The sequence below is a fragment of the Natrinema gari JCM 14663 genome, from assembly GCF_000337175.1.
Lineage (GTDB): Archaea > Halobacteriota > Halobacteria > Halobacteriales > Natrialbaceae > Natrinema > Natrinema gari.
Genome location: NZ_AOIJ01000051.1, coordinates 131,514 through 146,811, shown reverse-complemented (window position 1 = coordinate 146,811; position 15,298 = coordinate 131,514). Strand labels below are relative to the sequence as shown.

Annotated in this window: 15 protein-coding genes and 1 pseudogene; 5 read left to right on the top strand and 11 right to left on the bottom strand. The window is 65.3% G+C overall.

Going from position 1 to position 15,298, the window contains the following annotated elements:
* Window positions 1-69: 69 nt before the first annotated feature.
* From C486_RS21000 to C486_RS10505, 3 genes are all read right to left on the bottom strand, one after another.
* Entirely contained in the window at window positions 70-774 is a 705-nt protein-coding gene (locus C486_RS21000; RefSeq protein ID WP_152419158.1) for a hypothetical protein, read from the bottom strand.
* A gap of 135 nt (window positions 775-909) precedes the next feature.
* Window positions 910-1,086 (bottom strand): hypothetical protein, encoded by a 177-nt coding sequence (locus C486_RS10510; protein WP_008455907.1) that lies wholly within the window; start codon window positions 1,084-1,086, stop codon window positions 910-912.
* A 194-nt stretch (window positions 1,087-1,280) separates the two neighbouring features.
* Window positions 1,281-3,611 carry a twin-arginine translocase subunit TatC gene (locus tag C486_RS10505; RefSeq protein WP_008455905.1) on the bottom strand — a complete coding sequence of 777 codons (2,331 nt, stop codon included), beginning with the start codon at window positions 3,609-3,611 and terminating at the stop codon, window positions 1,281-1,283.
* 141 nt (window positions 3,612-3,752) lie between these two features.
* On the opposite strand from C486_RS10505, the gene tatC reads away from it, so the two are divergent.
* From tatC to C486_RS10490, 3 genes and pseudogenes are all read left to right on the top strand, one after another.
* A complete protein-coding gene (gene tatC / locus C486_RS10500) occupies window positions 3,753-4,721 on the top strand; it encodes a twin-arginine translocase subunit TatC (RefSeq protein WP_008455904.1) in 969 nt (322 codons plus the stop codon).
* A gap of 77 nt (window positions 4,722-4,798) precedes the next feature.
* Window positions 4,799-5,180 (top strand): annotated as a pseudogene (locus C486_RS20205) (ferredoxin--nitrite reductase); the annotation flags it as partial.
* Between the two features lie 34 nt (window positions 5,181-5,214).
* Window positions 5,215-5,499, top strand: coding sequence for an amphi-Trp domain-containing protein (locus C486_RS10490; RefSeq protein ID WP_008455902.1), 285 nt, complete (start codon window positions 5,215-5,217; stop codon window positions 5,497-5,499).
* A 65-nt stretch (window positions 5,500-5,564) separates the two neighbouring features.
* Here C486_RS10490 and C486_RS10485 read toward each other — a convergent pair whose 3' ends face one another.
* On the bottom strand, window positions 5,565-5,921 hold the full coding sequence (locus C486_RS10485; RefSeq protein ID WP_008455901.1) for a hypothetical protein: 357 nt from the start codon (window positions 5,919-5,921) through the stop codon (window positions 5,565-5,567).
* A 341-nt stretch (window positions 5,922-6,262) separates the two neighbouring features.
* The gene (locus C486_RS10475) at window positions 6,263-7,222 is read right to left on the bottom strand and encodes a DUF368 domain-containing protein (protein WP_008455899.1); all 960 of its coding nucleotides are present in this window, start codon (window positions 7,220-7,222) and stop codon (window positions 6,263-6,265) included.
* Window positions 7,223-7,543: 321 nt separating this feature from the next.
* Between C486_RS10475 and C486_RS10470 the strand changes: the two genes are divergently transcribed.
* A complete protein-coding gene (locus tag C486_RS10470) occupies window positions 7,544-9,550 on the top strand; it encodes a MutS-related protein (RefSeq protein WP_008455898.1) in 2,007 nt (668 codons plus the stop codon).
* Between the two features lie 24 nt (window positions 9,551-9,574).
* Here the strand turns inward: C486_RS10470 and C486_RS10465 are convergent, their stop codons facing one another.
* The 6 genes from C486_RS10465 to C486_RS10440 all read right to left on the bottom strand — a co-directional run bounded on the left by C486_RS10465 (window position 9,575) and on the right by C486_RS10440 (window position 14,266).
* Entirely contained in the window at window positions 9,575-9,829 is a 255-nt protein-coding gene (locus C486_RS10465; RefSeq protein WP_008455897.1) for a hypothetical protein, read from the bottom strand.
* A 65-nt stretch (window positions 9,830-9,894) separates the two neighbouring features.
* Complete coding sequence (locus C486_RS10460) at window positions 9,895-10,818, bottom strand: class I SAM-dependent methyltransferase (RefSeq protein ID WP_008455896.1); 924 nt, start codon at window positions 10,816-10,818, stop codon at window positions 9,895-9,897.
* A 40-nt stretch (window positions 10,819-10,858) separates the two neighbouring features.
* Window positions 10,859-11,935 (bottom strand): glycosyltransferase family 4 protein, encoded by a 1,077-nt coding sequence (locus C486_RS10455; RefSeq protein WP_008455895.1) that lies wholly within the window; start codon window positions 11,933-11,935, stop codon window positions 10,859-10,861.
* A gap of 16 nt (window positions 11,936-11,951) precedes the next feature.
* Window positions 11,952-12,329, bottom strand: coding sequence for a 6-pyruvoyl trahydropterin synthase family protein (locus tag C486_RS10450; protein WP_008455893.1), 378 nt, complete (start codon window positions 12,327-12,329; stop codon window positions 11,952-11,954).
* A gap of 97 nt (window positions 12,330-12,426) precedes the next feature.
* Window positions 12,427-13,491, bottom strand: coding sequence for a zinc-dependent alcohol dehydrogenase (locus C486_RS10445; protein WP_049910414.1), 1,065 nt, complete (start codon window positions 13,489-13,491; stop codon window positions 12,427-12,429).
* Window positions 13,492-13,495: 4 nt separating this feature from the next.
* The gene (locus C486_RS10440; RefSeq protein WP_049888479.1) at window positions 13,496-14,266 is read right to left on the bottom strand and encodes a GTP cyclohydrolase IIa; all 771 of its coding nucleotides are present in this window, start codon (window positions 14,264-14,266) and stop codon (window positions 13,496-13,498) included.
* Between the two features lie 229 nt (window positions 14,267-14,495).
* Here C486_RS10440 and C486_RS10435 point away from each other — a divergent pair, with 229 nt between their 5' ends.
* Window positions 14,496-15,191 carry a hypothetical protein gene (locus C486_RS10435; protein ID WP_008455889.1) on the top strand — a complete coding sequence of 232 codons (696 nt, stop codon included), beginning with the start codon at window positions 14,496-14,498 and terminating at the stop codon, window positions 15,189-15,191.
* The last annotated feature ends 107 nt before the right edge of the window (window positions 15,192-15,298 follow it).

Below are 15,298 nucleotides of genomic sequence, written 5' to 3'. Positions count from 1 at the left end.
TCTAATACTGTCTGTATGTGGACAATAAAATAATTGGTTTGTAATATGTGATAGCGACTTTTAACAGTATTACTCACATTTTCGATCTCCACATTGGCAGCCGGAACTTCCTGTTCTGTTACATTCTTCATTCCCGTTTTCATCCACACAACACTTATAGTCGACACCTACATTCCAGATAACATAGCAATCTCTATTTGTACATCTTGACTCGTAGCACACTTCTGAACAGTCTTGTAACGTCGTTACAGTGCCGTCTTCGGATGATTCACTTGGTTCATCCTCTCTCGATTTTGATTGGAACAATTTCGTTCCCTCATCGTCTCTTACATACGCATAGGACTCCTCCCGTTCGGGTTGAACGTATAACGAGAGGTCACGGTCGTCAGTAGTATGTGAAATTGCGATGAATCCTGTCGCTTCTCCATCTTCAACGATTGACGTAACAGCAAAACCGTCTCTGTTCTGTGCCGATTCTACATCAGCGATATTGATTGACTGTCCAAGAGGTAACGATGAAGATGACGGCTTGTCAATAATATCGTGTTTCGAGAGTAATTGAAGGGTAGCCAGTGAATGTTCATCTATTGCTCGTTGGATCGACTGTTTAGAGTCGTATTTTTGTTCGAGTTTTTGAAGCTCTGATTCATACTCTGAACGAGCAGAAACGGTATTGGACGAAACTGCTATTCCGGTTGCTACTGCACCGCTTGTACCCATTGTTCGAAGAACTTTTCTCCTTGAAGCCTCGATCTTCAAGTTATCTTTCGACATCTACGTTAAAGTATACTATAGCTATTCATTTATATCTTCTCCCTATTCTATTTTTTAATGGTTCTGATTTATATGGCTATGGTTGGCGACAGGATTTTACTGTGGTTCGGGAATATCAAATGTGGCTTGAAACTACTATACGTCCTCCTCGAGGCGGTCGTGTCGTTTGTCGATCTCGTCTAAGATATCCAGATTCTTCCTGATCGAGGATCGAATCGCGTCGCTGCGGTTGACGAACTTGCCGTCGTCGCCGACGTGATCGTCCAGATCGTCGAGGAGTTCCTGTGGGATTTCGACGCTGATCTTGGGCATCAGTCTGGCTGAGCGTTCGCAAGTCGCCGACTTAACAGTAGTCACTCACACGGATTCGGCAGCCGGCTTCACCGTCCGTTCCCGCCACTGCGCCAGCGGTCGCTCGAGCGCTCCATCTCAGGGGCCATAAGACCGAACGAAAAGCCCCGATCGGCCGCACCTCGAGCCGATCTTCACAGACGGCGTGCGGGCTGTTACTCCGTGGCAGCGACGCCGGCGTCTTCGGCGTCGGCGTCGGCCTCGGCTGCCGATCCGCCACCGCCGCCGAACAGCCGTCCACCGGCGGTCAGCACGTAGAGGACGGCGAGCCCGAGCAGGTAGGTGAACGAGATCGGGATGGCGAACAGCAACATCATGAGGATCCCCTTCGGACTGAAGAAGGCGGCGACGACGAAGATGCCGACCACAACCGGCCGCCAGCGCTCGAGCATCGAGCGGTAGCTGACGATGCCGCCGACGTGGAACAGGGCCATCGTGACGATGATGTTCAACAGGAAGCCGATGCCAACGGTGGTGAAGATCACGAGCCAGAAGAAGCTCTTGATCCGGTAGGAGACGACCATCTTGTTGGCGAGCGCGTCGGAAACCAGATACGAGATGATCGACGGCGCGACCCAGAAGAACCCGAGGTAGGTTCCGACGGCGAAGCCGGCCAGCAGACCGCCACCCCAGACGATGAACGTGCGACGGTCGCCGTAGACCAGGCCGCGCTCCTTGGCTGGCTCCCAGGCATAAAACAGGATTACGGGCAACGCGGCGACGAAACCAGCAAGGGCGCTCACCTTCGCCTCGAAAATGAGCACTTCGACTGGATTCAAGGCGATGACAATATCCATCTTTTCGATAAGTTCGGAGAGGGTCAGCGTGCTCGGATCGACGCCTTTCCCGACGACCTCTTCGAGCACGTGCCGGGGAACACGATCGAGGAAGAGTTTGAGGATATTCCCGAGGCCGTCCGAGTACAGCCAGAAGAAGGTCCCCCCCATGACGACCATGAAGAGCCCGACGATGCGGAACACCTTCGAGGTGAGGCTGTTGAAGATAAAGGCGATGTCGTAGGCGTAGCCCCCGATGTCGTCTTCGCTCGTCTCGTCCTCGGTGAACGGATCGAGCATGCCGGCGGCGGTGCTCGCGACGAGGCCACCCTCGTCCTCCTGGCTCCCCGCCGCTCCCGTCGCGGCCGCGCCTCCCGCTGCCGCCGCCGACTCGTCGTCCATCTCCTCGACCGTATCGAACCGATCGAGGATCGCCTGGGCTTTCGCTCGATCGTCGTCGTACATGGCCTGCCGGGAGTACTCGAGGGCCTGGTCCTCGCTCATCGTCCGGAAGACCTGCGTCGACACGTCCTCGATGTCCTCGACCGCGAGCGTCTCGAAGTCGACATCTTCGTGGGTGCTCGCTCGTCGGATGTCGTCCTGTCGCGGGTAGACGGGCTGTTGGAGCACGTGAATCGTGTAGCCGAGCAGGACGACGAAACCGACGCCGGCAGCGACGACCAGCCCGACCCCGATTTCCCCGAGGAGGCCGTGTTCGATCGCCATCGTCTCGAGGCCGGTCGTCCCGCTGGGTCGCAGCCACGACGGGAACGTGGGGTAGACCGACTCGCGGAGGTAGCCGAAGCCGCCCTGGTTGACCGCGGCGGTGGTTCCGAGAGCGACGACGGCCAGAACGCCGCCGAACTGGAGGAGACGGCGTTTAACGTGGCTCGTCCCCGTACCGGCGTATTTCGCCGCGCCGCGCCGGCGGACGTTGGTGACCACCTTGGACAGCCCGAGACTGAAGACGTAGAGGACGACCATCGGCATCGCCCACATGACCTGCGTGAACGGGTCCGGCGGCGAGAACAGGGCCCCGAAGATGACGATTGCGACGACGGCGTGTCGCCACTTGTCGCGGAAGGTCTCGTAGGGAACGATCTCGGTATAGGACAACACGCCCATCAACAGCGGCAGTTGGGCGGCGAGGCCGAACGACAGCGTCAGCAGCGCCATGAACTCGGTGAACTCGGTAATACCGTAGCTGGGTTTGATGCCGGCGCTGACGGCGTTTTTCGCGAGGAACCCGAAGGCGTACGGGAAGAAGATATTGTAGGCGTAGATGACGCCCGCCATGAACAACGACAGTGCCATCGCGATGAAGCCGGCGATGTAGCCCTTCGAAATCGGAATGGCGCTGGTGTAGCCACGGCGGCGGAGCGCTTTCCGAGAGAAAAAGAGTAAGGCCGGGATCGCGACGATGATGCCTGTGACCATGCCGATCTTCGCCTGGAGCAGGATCACTTCGAACGGCGTCCGGGTGATGACGTCGGTCGAGCCGGCGACCTGCTGGCCCATCTTGGCCTTCGCGGTCGCCTTGAGGAAGTCCCAGACGACCACGCGCAGCGCGTAGAAGGAGCCGACGAAGCCAACGAGAAAGACGATAAACACCTTCTGAAGGTGCTGTTGGGCACCCGAGAGTAGTGCACCGATCGTCTCCCGGCCGGTGTTGAGGGCCTTGGCAGTGTCCTCGTCGACGGCAGAACTCATTGGATACACGGTAACTGACATCCAGTTATCAACCTTTCGAGTGGGTACCCGGTTCGAGGGCCGCTCGAACGACCTTCTCGCTTTTCGATGGGGGTCCGTAAGAAAAAGGCCTATAACCAGCGGCCTATCAATATCCTGTAGATGTCGGACGAACCGGACGACCGCGATGTCGAGGGCCCCCGAGAGCCGGGTGATAACCCTGACGAGCGACAGTCAGTCGCGTCCGGCTCCGATTCCGACCCCACCGACTCCGGAGACGGGTTGACCAAGACCGACGACGCGGACGGCCCCAGTCTCGAGACCGACGGCGAAGGCGTCGTCAGCGATCCGCACAACCCCGAGCCGACCTATCCCGATCGCGACGACGATATCGGCGGGATCTCGACGCCGCCGGACGACGAGGAGATGCCGCTGGCGGACCACATCGAGGAGATGGTGCTCCGACTGGCGGTCGTCCTCCTGTTCGGCGCCGGCGGGACGGCGATCGGCCTGCTGTGGGCCTCCGATGCCATCGTCTCCGTCTGGTTCAACGTCTTTCCACAGGGTGGTAACGCCCCGCCGCCGCACCTCTACAACCCGCTCGAGTTGTGGTTGACGCGGATCAAGATCTCCTCACTGTTGGGGATCATGGTCGCGTTGCCGGCGTTCGTCTACGAGTGTTACCTGTTCATGCGGCCGGGACTGTACCCCAACGAGCGCAAGTACTACCTCGCGGCCGTGCCCACGAGCGTCGTGTTGGCGGCGGGCGGGATGGTGTTCTCGTACGTGCTGGTGTTGCCGCTGCTTTTCGAGTACTTCACGTACTACGCAGAGGGGAGCGCGGAGATCGCGTACGCGCTCGGTGATACGTTCAATCTGATCATCACGTTGACCGGCTTTCTCGCCATTGTCTTCCAGATTCCGCTGTTCATCATGCTGGCGATCATGTTGGGCGTGACGACCCGTCGCTGGCTGGCCCAGAAGCGGCTGTACTTCTGGGCGGCCTTCGCCGGCCTCTCGTTTATGTTCACGATCGATCCGACGATGATGGCCCCCATCCTCGTCGCCGTCACGATGATCCTGTTGTTCGAGGGGACGTTGCTGATCCTCAAGTGGGTCGGGCGGGAGTAGTCGCGCTCCAGTCGGGTTCCGTTTTGCGCAACATCTCGGACGATCCGCTCTACGGGAAAGCAGCGGAGTTCGTCGAGGCAGGTCCCCTGCTCGAGACGTACCCCGCCGAACCGAACTCCTTCGAGCGCGGCGCGATGGCCTGCACGGAAACGGAATTTTGCTCGATCGCATTGACTGAGACGAAAGCGCGGCTGGCCCGCATGCTGCGCTGGGTCAACGAGAACGTCGAGTTGCCCGATGACGTCGGTACGATCAAGATGCACTCCTCCGGTGTGCCGCGGACTGCGGACAGGCGATGACCGCCGATATCGGCCGCACGGGATGCGCGCCCGCAAGGACGGCGAGATGGTCGAGGCGTTCGGCATCGGCGTCGGCGAGGCCCCCTCCGTCATCGACTGGGTGCAACAGCGCGTGTCGGCCGACGAAGCGCCCGGTGCGATCGACTCGATTGCTCGAGCGTGTCTTTATCAGTTCACGGATCGTACTGTCTCCTATGCCCGAAGAAGTACTCTTCAAATCGGAAACCGACCGGAGCCGAGCGGAGATCGCGTCGTTGCTCCGTCGCGTCGCGGACAACTTAGAGGACGGCGAGTCGATCACGCTCACAGCGGGGGCCGACTCCGTGACGCTCGAGCCGCCCACCCGGCCCACCTTCGAGGTCAAAGTCGAACGCGAGGGCCCGGCCGACGGTCCGGGCGAGTTGAGCGTCGAGTTCGAACTCGAGTGGGACGAGACCGACGGGACAGACGGCGGTGGCGACACGCTCGAAATCGAGTGAGACGCCTTCGAGTCGGTGTCTCGCGGACGCCGGCAGGCGACTTGCGACCGCGCTCGAGCCGTCGGTCACCGGTGCTCGCGGGTCCGCTCGTAGGCGTAATCGAGCGCGTCCTCGAGCGAGCCGGGGCCGTCGTAGCTGGCCGAGAACAGTTCCATGAAATCGCCGGCGATCCGGGTACACCGTTCGAACAGCAGGACGGTTCTCACTCGGACCGTCTCGGAGAGATCGAGTCCCGGATAGCTCGTCGCCGTCAGCGCGTAGCCGGGATGCGCCTCGCCGTCGAGCGCGGCGGGCGCGACCTTCAGTCGCAGATCCCCTGACTCGTGGAGATACGTCCGATACTGCAGTTCCCGATCCGTGTCGGCCGGGGTGTACGTCCGGCACACTTCGCTTGTCCACTCGGGCGGGACGTCGGTGTCCATCGATCACTGATACCGACTCTAGCGCTACGTTCGTATCGCAACGAGCAATATTATCGGACGGAAGTCCACACATTCTACCAATGGTGAGTTCGCCGCGCGAAACGCGGTTCTATTTTGGATGCGCGTTTCTATTCGCGGCGACGATCCGACCGATCGGCGAATCCGTACGCGCCCCGATGGTCCGCTTCGACGATAGTTCCGCCATCGCCAGGGAGATGACAGCCGCTGTCGCTGTCGTCGCGGACGGCCTCACGGCGGTTGCCCTCGCGAACGACCACGTCGAATCGGCCGCGTTCGGCGACTGATTCCGAAACTCGCTAACGAGCCCGGAACGGGACCGCTTATTCCGGTTCGAACCCGCCGATCAGGTACTCGAGGACGAACAGAGCGATCGCGCCGAGTGCGCCCCACGCGGCCGTCAGCGCGATCGTCTCCGTTGTCCAGGCGTGCAGTTCGCCGATGTTATGCAGGGGAGCGGGGACCGAGCCGGCGATGAGACTCACCAGAAAGACGAGGGTCAGCCCGCGGTTGCGAGCCAGCGCGGTGCGGACGACGCGGGCGATCGTCACGAGACCGACAGCGCCGCCGACGACGAACAGGGCGACGGTCGTTCCCGGATCGATCACGGCCGCGACCGAGCCGCCACTGAGCAGATCGCTGATCGCGTGGACGAACGCGCTCAGCTCGCTCGAGAGGAAGACGTACTGGCCAAACAGGATCAAGAGCAGCGAGCCGGACACCCCGGGCAGGATCATCGCGCTGACCGCGATCGCGCCGGCGATGACGATGACGACGGGCCCGCTGCCAGGGAGGTGGACGACATCGGCAGCGACCAACAATGCGAGCGTCGTCCCCACGACTGCGGCACCGATACGGGCCGGCGAGTCGAACGCGAGGCTCCGGCCGAGCGTGATCGCCGAGGCGGCGATCAGCCCGGTGAAGAAGCCGAACATCGCGATCGGGTTCGATTCCGCGAGCGACGAGACCACCTCGGCGATGAGGACGACCGAGGTGATCACGCCGACGCCCAGCGGTACCAGAAACTGCAGGTCCATCTCGAGGAGCGCTTCCCGCGCCTGAGGCCGGCGCTCGCGGCGGTAGCCACGGAGCACGGCGATCGCTCGGCGGGGTGTGAGCGCGGTGACCGCGGCGATCAGCCGGCCGTAGAAGCCAAGCAGGAGCGCGACGGTCCCGCCCGAAACGCCCGGGAGGGCGTCCGCGGCACCCATACAGAGCCCGTAGCCGTAGGTCCGCAAGAGTTCGAGGCGGTCGATTGCGATGTCGGATCGCTCATACTCCATGCGTTCGCTCCTTCGAGAGCCGCCTCGAGTCGCGGGCGGGTCGCGCTCGATGCCGCCGGGTCGCGTCGACCGGACCGGGCTGTCGTTTCGGTTGCATGCTCGAATGGGCGACGTGGGGGCGTATAAAAGTGCGACAACGCCGTCAGCGCGTGTTGCTCACCGAACACGCACCCGCTCCGGGCGGATCGGCTCGCCGAGCGCCGACAGCGCCGACTGCTGTGGCGGTCGACACCAATCATCATGTGCCGAGCTACCGCGCAGGTCACGAAACGCCCGGGCGGGAGGTTTTTCTCGCTTCGGTTTGATACGCACCTCGAGACCATGGACCTCGAGTCGATTCCGGGCGTCGGCGAGAAGACGGCCCGAGCGCTGTCCGAACTCGACGATCCCGAGCGCGCGCTGCGGACGGGCGACGTGGCGACGATCGCGACCGCGCCGGGGATTTCCGAGGGCCGGGCCGCCCGGATCGCCCGCGGCGCGATCCGACTCGAGCACGACGATCCCGGCGGCTTCCTCGCGACCGATCGCGCCCGCGAGGTCTACCGGACGGTCCGCTCGTTGCTCGAGGCGCGGACGGTCACCGACTACGCCGCCAAGCGACTCGCGACGATCTATCCGAGCCCCTGCCGGTCACGCATCGCGGACGTGCAGGCGTTCGCCCGCGAGGCCCTCGAGCGCGAGCCCGATCCCGACGTGCTCGCGGCGCTCGAGGGAGTGGCACCGCTTCGGGAGCCGGGCGACGTGCGGGTTCGCGAGCGGTGTCTGGCGACGGCGGACGCCGAACGCTACAGCGAGGCCCGCGAGGCGATTCCGGAACTTTCCGTCGAGGTCGTCGAGGACGCACAGGGGCTGGCCGAACTCGCACGGGGGTACTCGACGGTGATCGCCCTCGACGAGTCCTTCGCCGGCGTCACTATCGACGGGGACGTACAGGTCCGCCCCGACGCCCTCGAGACCCCGGCCGAGGTGGTCCCCGAGCGGCCGCTTGCTTTCTTCGCGCGCAACCGCGATCGACTGCAGGCCGCCATCGCGGTCCACCGGGCCGCCGATCTCGAGGCACCCTGCGATCTCGCGGCGCTCGAGGACGGTCTCGCGCGGCTGACGGAGGACGGGACGGTCGCGGGCGACGACGAACTCGACCGGCTGACGACGGCGATCGACGACCTCGACGCGGCGGCGAGTGCGGCTGAGAGCGTCGCCAACGATCACCTTCGGGAGGCGATCCGCGAACAGGACGTGACGATCGAGGGCTCGGACCTGCTGTCGCTGGTCGAGCGCGGGGCCGGCGTCGACTCGTTGCTCTCCCGCGAACTCGCCGACGAGTACGCCCGCGCGGTCGCGGCGGCCCGCGAACACCTCGTCGACGCGCTCGATCTCGACCAGGGGGAAAGCGAGATCGCCCGCCGCGCGTTCAGCGACGAGCCGACGTTTCCGGTCGAGCGCGACGAGGACGTGCTCGGCCGACTGCGCGAGGAGTTGACGGCAACCAAGGAACGGCGCGCGGGCAGGCTCAAACGCGACCTCGCGGCGGACCTCGCCGATCGGCGCGAGGGAGCGCGTCGGCTCGTCCGTGACGCCCTCGAACTGGACGTCGAACTCGCGATCGCCCGCTTCGCAGACGACTTCGCGTGTACGATGCCGACGGTCGTCGAACCGGGCGATATCGGAGCCGAGAGCGCCGAAGGGGTCGGTTTCGCGATCGAAGGCGGTCGCTCGCCCGTGCTCGACGAACCGCTCGAGCGAATCGATCCCGTCGACTACGAGGTCTCGGGCGTCGCTCTGCTCTCGGGGGTCAACAGCGGTGGCAAGACCGCCATGCTGGATCTGGTCGCGAGCGTGGTCATACTGGCACACATGGGGCTGCCCGTCCCCGCCGAGCGCGTTCGACTGCGGCGGTTCGACGATCTGCACTACCACGCGAAAACCCAGGGGACGCTCGACGCCGGGGCGTTCGAGTCGACCGTCCGGGAGTTCGCCGACCTCGCACAAGGCGGCGAGGGCTCGCTCGTCCTGGTCGACGAACTCGAGAGCATCACCGAACCTGGCGCGTCGGCGAGGATCATCGCGGGCATCCTCGAAGCGCTCTCCGAGAACGGGGCGACGGCGGTGTTCGTCTCGCATCTGGCCGACGAGATCCGCGAGATGGCCGACTTCGACGTGACCGTCGACGGCATCGAAGCCGTCGGACTCGTGGATGGGGAACTCGAGGTGAACCGCTCGCCGGTCAAAGACCACCTCGCGCGGTCGACGCCGGAGTTGATCGTCGAGAAATTAGCGGGCGAACACGACAGCGCGTTCTACGGGGCCCTGCTCGAGAAGTTCGAATAGCGGTCGCGTCTCGGCCCCGGCCGACTACGGGGTCGCTGACGGATGGGGGCTCTCGTCGATCGCGTCGAGCGCCCGTTCGAAGGCAGCCTTGGCGTCCTCGAACTCGCCTTCGTGGGTCCACTCCCCATCCGGAGTTGCGGTGTAGACGTCGAACCCGCCACCGCGATACTCGTGGCTCTCGACGTACAGTTCCTCTTCGACCGTGCCCTCGTCGTCGACGAGAAGCCAGATGCCCAGTTCCTTGCCGCCCTCGAGATCGCGTCGCCGGGTCCAGTGCATAGCTCGAGCTACGAGGTCGACTGCCGTATAACCGGGCCAGGACCGCCGCTGGCGCGAATCGCTCACTACGCCGTTCCCGGCCACGTGGCGAGGACGTCTAGCTGGTGGGCGAGGTAGACGAGGGCTCCTGCGTCGACCTGTTCGTGACGAGCTGCCGCCCACGCGCGCACTCGTTCGGCGGCTAGTGCCCCGTCGGCCACGAGCGCGGATTCGATGGTATCGACGATGTGATGGAGGAAGTACGCCTCGTCGCCCTCGTAGCCGCCGTCGGTCGGCCGGACCACCCAGTCGGAGCCGCCGGCCGCGACGATCCGGCCGCCGGTCGCCGGGACCGCCGTGAGGAGGTGGCGGCCGGCGGTGCTGTCACCAGTCTCGCCACCGACCTTCTCGGTCGTGTCCATCCGGCGGTGAAACCGCCGTTCGATGCGATCCTCGAGATCGGTGTCGACCGGCGGCAACAGCGATGTCACGCCATCGAACGTGATCGGGAAGTAGGCGACCCCGCCCGGGCAAAGCCCGTCAGCGACCGTTTCCAGCGCCGCCCGTACGTCCGTCAGATCGAGGAAGGCCTGGGCGACGACGACATCGTAGGTTCCCGCGTGAGCCGCGAGGTGGGCGAGCGCGTCTTCCGCACGGAACTCGACCTCGAACGCCGCGCCGTCGCGGTCGATGCGTACTGGCCCGCCCGAGCGATCGGAATCGCGGTTCCGAGCCGCCGCGCGGTCGGCGATGCGGTCCGTCGCGGCGTCGACGAGGGTCGGGTCGGCGTCGATGGCCGTATATCGAACTTCGGTGTCGGGCGTCCACTCGAGGACCGTTTCGATCATCGTCCCCGTCCCGGCACCGATCTCGCAGAGTTCGACGGGCTCGTCGACCGCCGCGAGCGAACGGCGAAACGCCGTCTCGACACGCCGATTCCGGGCGCGACGGTCGACGGTTCGCTTGGCATCGAGATAGCGCCGAAACGAGTAGCGGTCGGGCTCGGTCACGCTTTACCCTCCTCGAGTCGCGGCGGCGTAACTCCGGACGTCATGGGGATACCCTCCCGCCGTCGCGGAGTCGAGTCGTAAACGATGCGACGCGGTCGACGGTGTCGTCCCAGGTCGGATGTGCGTCGTAGGCGTCCCGGGCGGCACCTCCCATCTCGGCGAGGCGCTCGCGATCCGTCGCGAACGACCCGACCGCCGCTGCCACGGCCCGCGGTTCGCCCGGCGGAACCAGTCTCCCCGTCTTCCCGTCCGTCACGACCTCGCTCGCGCCGCCGGCGGCTGTCGCGACCGCCGGCAGCCCGAACCCCATCCCCTCGAGGTAGACGATGCCGAACCCCTCGTAGCCGGAGGGGACGGCGAGGACGTGGCTTTCACGCAGCGTCGACGCCAGCGCCGCGTCGGGCTGCCGGCCCGCGACCGTAACCGACTCCGCGATGCCAAGCCCATCGATCAGCCGGCCGATGCGCCGGGCGTACGCCGGATCGACCGTCGGGTCGCCGACGACTGTCAGGGTCCACTCGTCAGCCGGGCGAGCGGCCAGTCCCCGGAGCAGCGTGTGGAGCCCCTTCCGTTCGACGAGCGTCCCCACGAAGACGAGTCGCAATGGCCCGGAGTCGTGGGCGCGCGTCCGGATGGTCGCCCGCGTGAGATCCGTCTCGACGTGGTCTCCGCCGGGGTACGCGACGACGCCCCGCGTCGGTCCGACGAGCGCCTCGACTGTTTCCCGGGTGGTCTCGCTGTTGTATACGAACGCGTCGACGGTCTCGAGATAGCGTCGCTCGATCGCCCTGTAGCACGCGTTTCGCCACGCTGTGCGGGGCTCCCGACATCGGAGGTGGTGGACGACCGAGACGATCGGCGTGGCGTCGTCGTACCGGTGGTTGTGCCGGATGAGCGACGGGTGGCAGAGCTCGTCTTGTAACAGTACGTCGACCTCGAGGGCGGCCAACTCGGCGGCGACATCCCTGGAGACGTTATCGATCAGGTTCGCCCCGTAGCGCCGTCTCGGGATCGTGACGACCGTGACCTCGTGGCCCCGGTCGCGAAGTCCCGCCACGAGCCGCCGATCGTAGCGATAGCCGCCGGACGTTTCCTCGAGTCCGTCGTAGACGATCACTCCCAGTCGCATCGAATCAGACGCTCGCAGCGTAGGAGGCGGCCGCCGCGTCCTCTTCCCACGTCGTCACCGCGACGGCGTCGAGACGGTCGGTCTCGATGCCGTCGGCGACTCGCTCGGCGAAGCACCGCGAGAAGTGCTCCACGCTCGGATTGCGTCCCTCGAACTCCGGGAGGTCGTTGAGTGTCGCGTCCCGGTAGCGGTCGACCAGCGCGTCGACGACCGCTTTGAGGTCGTCGATGTCGACGAGGTAGCCGTACTCGCCGAGCCGTTCGCCCTCGACCTCGACTTCCACCGTCAGGTGGTGGGAGTGGAGGGCTCCCTCGGGACCGGGGTCAGGGACCGTGAGCCAGTGTTGGGCGACGAAATCGCGGGTGACTGTTACCGTATACATACACCGTTGGACCACGTATGTCAACTAAAATCTGGGGTGGGACGAGGCGAGCACGATTCGGCGGTCCGACGGAGCACAGTCGAACGGGTTGCGGGGATTAGTACGTCAACAACACCTGCACGGTCTCGTCCGGGCGCTCGTCCAGCAGTTCGTAGGCCTTCGGGGCGTCCGCGATCGGGACGCGGTGGGTTACCAGCCGGTCGGTCTCGAGGCCCTCGAGCCGTCGCCACGCGGTCGCCAGCCGGCGTGCCACGGTCCAGCGTCCGCGCCGTTCCGGGGCGATGGTACTGACCTGGCTGCTGATCAGCCGGATGCGGCTCCGGTGGAACCGCCCGTCGAGCGAGAGTTCGGCCGTCTTGGTCCCGTACCACGACCCGACGACGACGCGGCCTCCGTACCCGGTCGCGTCGACGGCGGCGTCGAGTGCCGCGGGGTTACCCGAGAGTTCGTAGGTCAGGTCCGCCCGACGTGGGGACTGCTCCCGTTCGGATCGCCCGGACGGCGACCCCGGTCGGTCGGGCGCTGTCGTCCGTTCGTGGAGCGCCGCGATCGGGTCCGGTCCGTCGGGATCGAGGCTCCGGTCCGCCCCGAACGCCGTCGAGAGTTGCCGTCGCTCCTCGTAGCAGTCCACGGTCACGAGCGACGAGAGCGGCGTTTCGGCCAGCAGTGCCGTCGTCAACAGCCCCACGACGCCCTGACCGAACACGACCGCCCGCTCGCCGATGCGCGGCCCCCCGTCGAGAACCAGGTTGACCGCCGTCTCGACGTTCGGGAGAAACGCCGCCGCCGCGGGCGACACGTCGGCCGGGACGATGCTTACCTCGTCGACCCCGACGACGAACTCGCTGGCGTGGGGATGAAAGGCGAGCACCGTCTCGCCGCGCCACGCTGGGTCCACGTCCGCGCCGACGGCGGTCACCGTCCCGACGACCGCGTAGCCGTACGGAAACGGGTAGGAGAACGATCCCGACAGCGCCTCGAGCGTCTCGTCCGCGGCGATCTCCGGGTCCATCTCGCCGCGGTAGAGTAACAGCTCCGTTCCGGAACTGATGGCAGATACCGTCGCTGTCACCTCGAGTTCGTTCGGGCCGGGGTCGGGGACCGCCGTCTCCCGAACGTCGACCTCGCGGGGCCCCGTGAAGTACACCGACTGGGCCGCCATCGGATTATGCCCTCCCCGCGCTCTCACCGGTGCCGATTTCGACGCGCGTCCCTCGGTTCCGACAGCGCTCGAGTGCCTCCTTGGCAGCCATGCCGGCGTCGCCGGCGGTGAGATCGCGGCCGACGCCGACTTTGAGTTCGATCCCCGCTGTCTCGGCGACGTGATCGATCGTCTCGGCGAACGCCGCCCGGTCGAGGCTGGGCGTTACCGAGATGACGTTGTCACCGCCGATGAAAAACGACAGCGAGTCGTGGGCGTCGTACATGTACTCGAGCAGCGCCGAATACCCGCGGTCGATGTGGCGGAACACGTCGAACGCGTTGAGTTCGTCGGTGTACCGGCCCGTCGCGTCGTTGACGTCGAAGTGGGCAATCTGGACCGACCCGTCCTCGCACAGCGGCTCGCCACGCAGGATTTCGGTCCGGTCGCTGTCCTGGGCACTCCCGGCCGCCTGAAGCGTCGCCGTCGCCTCGCCGACCGCCTCCCGCGGCGAGGTCCCCGTGGCGACACCGAGGCTCACCGTCACGGGATAGCGGTTGCGGACGGCAGTCTGAATGCGTCGGTGACCCGCCAGGTCGATCCCGTTGGTGACGGCGATCATGTTATCGAATCGCGTGGAAAACACGTAGCCGTCGTAATGGGCGACGAGTTGTGAGAGGTCCGCGTACAGCCGGGACTGAAGCGTCTGCAAGTCCGGCTCCCGTCTCGGCGATGGCGACACCGTCCACGGCCCGTAGTTGTCGATCTGGATCAACGTTACCTGCGTTTCGGTCACGGTCACTCCCCCCCGTACCATGTCCATCGGTATAATGTATGGGCGCTGTCGTACTGACTGCAGTCACTGCATCCCGACTCGCACGACCGGTGTACGATCAGTGCGTAACTCGGCTCAGTCGCTCCGCTAGCCGACTCCCCGTCCCCGTGCCGTGTCCGTTCGGGAGCGCGATCGCTCCCGGCCCCAGCTATATGCCGTACACCGTCGTAGGGATCGTCCGGAACGACTCGTGTCTCACACGGACGCCGCAAGCGACAGTCCCGCCCCGGAGTCGCCGCCACCGGAACACCGACCGCCGGTCCGGGTCTCCGAGGTGCGCGTCCTCCAGGACTGGCTCGCACGGGAGATCGAACGCGATGCGGATGCCGTCGATTCGGGGACGGTCCCGACGAGCACGACGGCGCTGCTCGACGCGCTCCTCTCGGCGAAGCCGGGGGCGGCCGCGTTCCTCTGGCGCGAGCAACCGATCCGGTGGTACCGACTCGTCCTCGAGCGGGATCGGTTCGTCGCTCTCCGGCCGGTAGACGGGCCGGACGACCTCCTGTGGCGGGACGTCTCCACGGACGGCACGCTCTTCGGCGTGGCCGAGCGGGTCCACACCGAGGGGGACGGGCCGCTCGAAGCGGCGGGGATCGACGCCGCGGCGATCCGAACCTACCGCGACGAACTGGCCGCCGGAACGCGGTTCGACCCGCTGATCGTCCGGACCAGACGCGGCGCAACTCCGTGGTTCGTCGCCGACGGGAACCATCGGGCGACGGCGGCGGCGCTACACGCCCTCGAAACCGGGCGATATGACCCCCTGCCGGCGTACGTCGCCGTCACCGCGAACCCGATTCTCGAGCCGATAGTCGACCGCGTTCGGGGCCTGCTCCAGCGACTGGCCGGTCGCTCGATCGGCCGGCGCGGTCGCCGAGGGCCCTGACGCTGCGCGCCGGGTAGCCGGCAGGAAACGACCGTGTGACGTTCCGTCTTCCTCGGCGACAGTCGACCCGGCGTGGCTGCTCGTACGTCTCGACCTATTTAATCCGA

What these genes read in the sequence shown, in the direction of transcription:
- C486_RS21000 (WP_152419158.1), bottom strand. Translation starts at nt 774, where the DNA reads ATGTCGAAAGATAACTTGAAGATCGAGGCTTCAAGGAGAAAAGTTCTT.
- C486_RS10510 (WP_008455907.1), bottom strand. Translation starts at nt 1,086, where the DNA reads ATGCCCAAGATCAGCGTCGAAATCCCACAGGAACTCCTCGACGATCTG.
- C486_RS10505 (WP_008455905.1), bottom strand. Translation starts at nt 3,611, where the DNA reads ATGAGTTCTGCCGTCGACGAGGACACTGCCAAGGCCCTCAACACCGGC.
- tatC (WP_008455904.1), top strand. Translation starts at nt 3,753, where the DNA reads ATGTCGGACGAACCGGACGACCGCGATGTCGAGGGCCCCCGAGAGCCG.
- C486_RS10490 (WP_008455902.1), top strand. Translation starts at nt 5,215, where the DNA reads ATGCCCGAAGAAGTACTCTTCAAATCGGAAACCGACCGGAGCCGAGCG.
- C486_RS10485 (WP_008455901.1), bottom strand. Translation starts at nt 5,921, where the DNA reads ATGGACACCGACGTCCCGCCCGAGTGGACAAGCGAAGTGTGCCGGACG.
- C486_RS10475 (WP_008455899.1), bottom strand. Translation starts at nt 7,222, where the DNA reads ATGGAGTATGAGCGATCCGACATCGCAATCGACCGCCTCGAACTCTTG.
- C486_RS10470 (WP_008455898.1), top strand. Translation starts at nt 7,544, where the DNA reads ATGGACCTCGAGTCGATTCCGGGCGTCGGCGAGAAGACGGCCCGAGCG.
- C486_RS10465 (WP_008455897.1), bottom strand. Translation starts at nt 9,829, where the DNA reads ATGCACTGGACCCGGCGACGCGATCTCGAGGGCGGCAAGGAACTGGGC.
- C486_RS10450 (WP_008455893.1), bottom strand. Translation starts at nt 12,329, where the DNA reads ATGTATACGGTAACAGTCACCCGCGATTTCGTCGCCCAACACTGGCTC.
- C486_RS10445 (WP_049910414.1), bottom strand. Translation starts at nt 13,491, where the DNA reads ATGGCGGCCCAGTCGGTGTACTTCACGGGGCCCCGCGAGGTCGACGTT.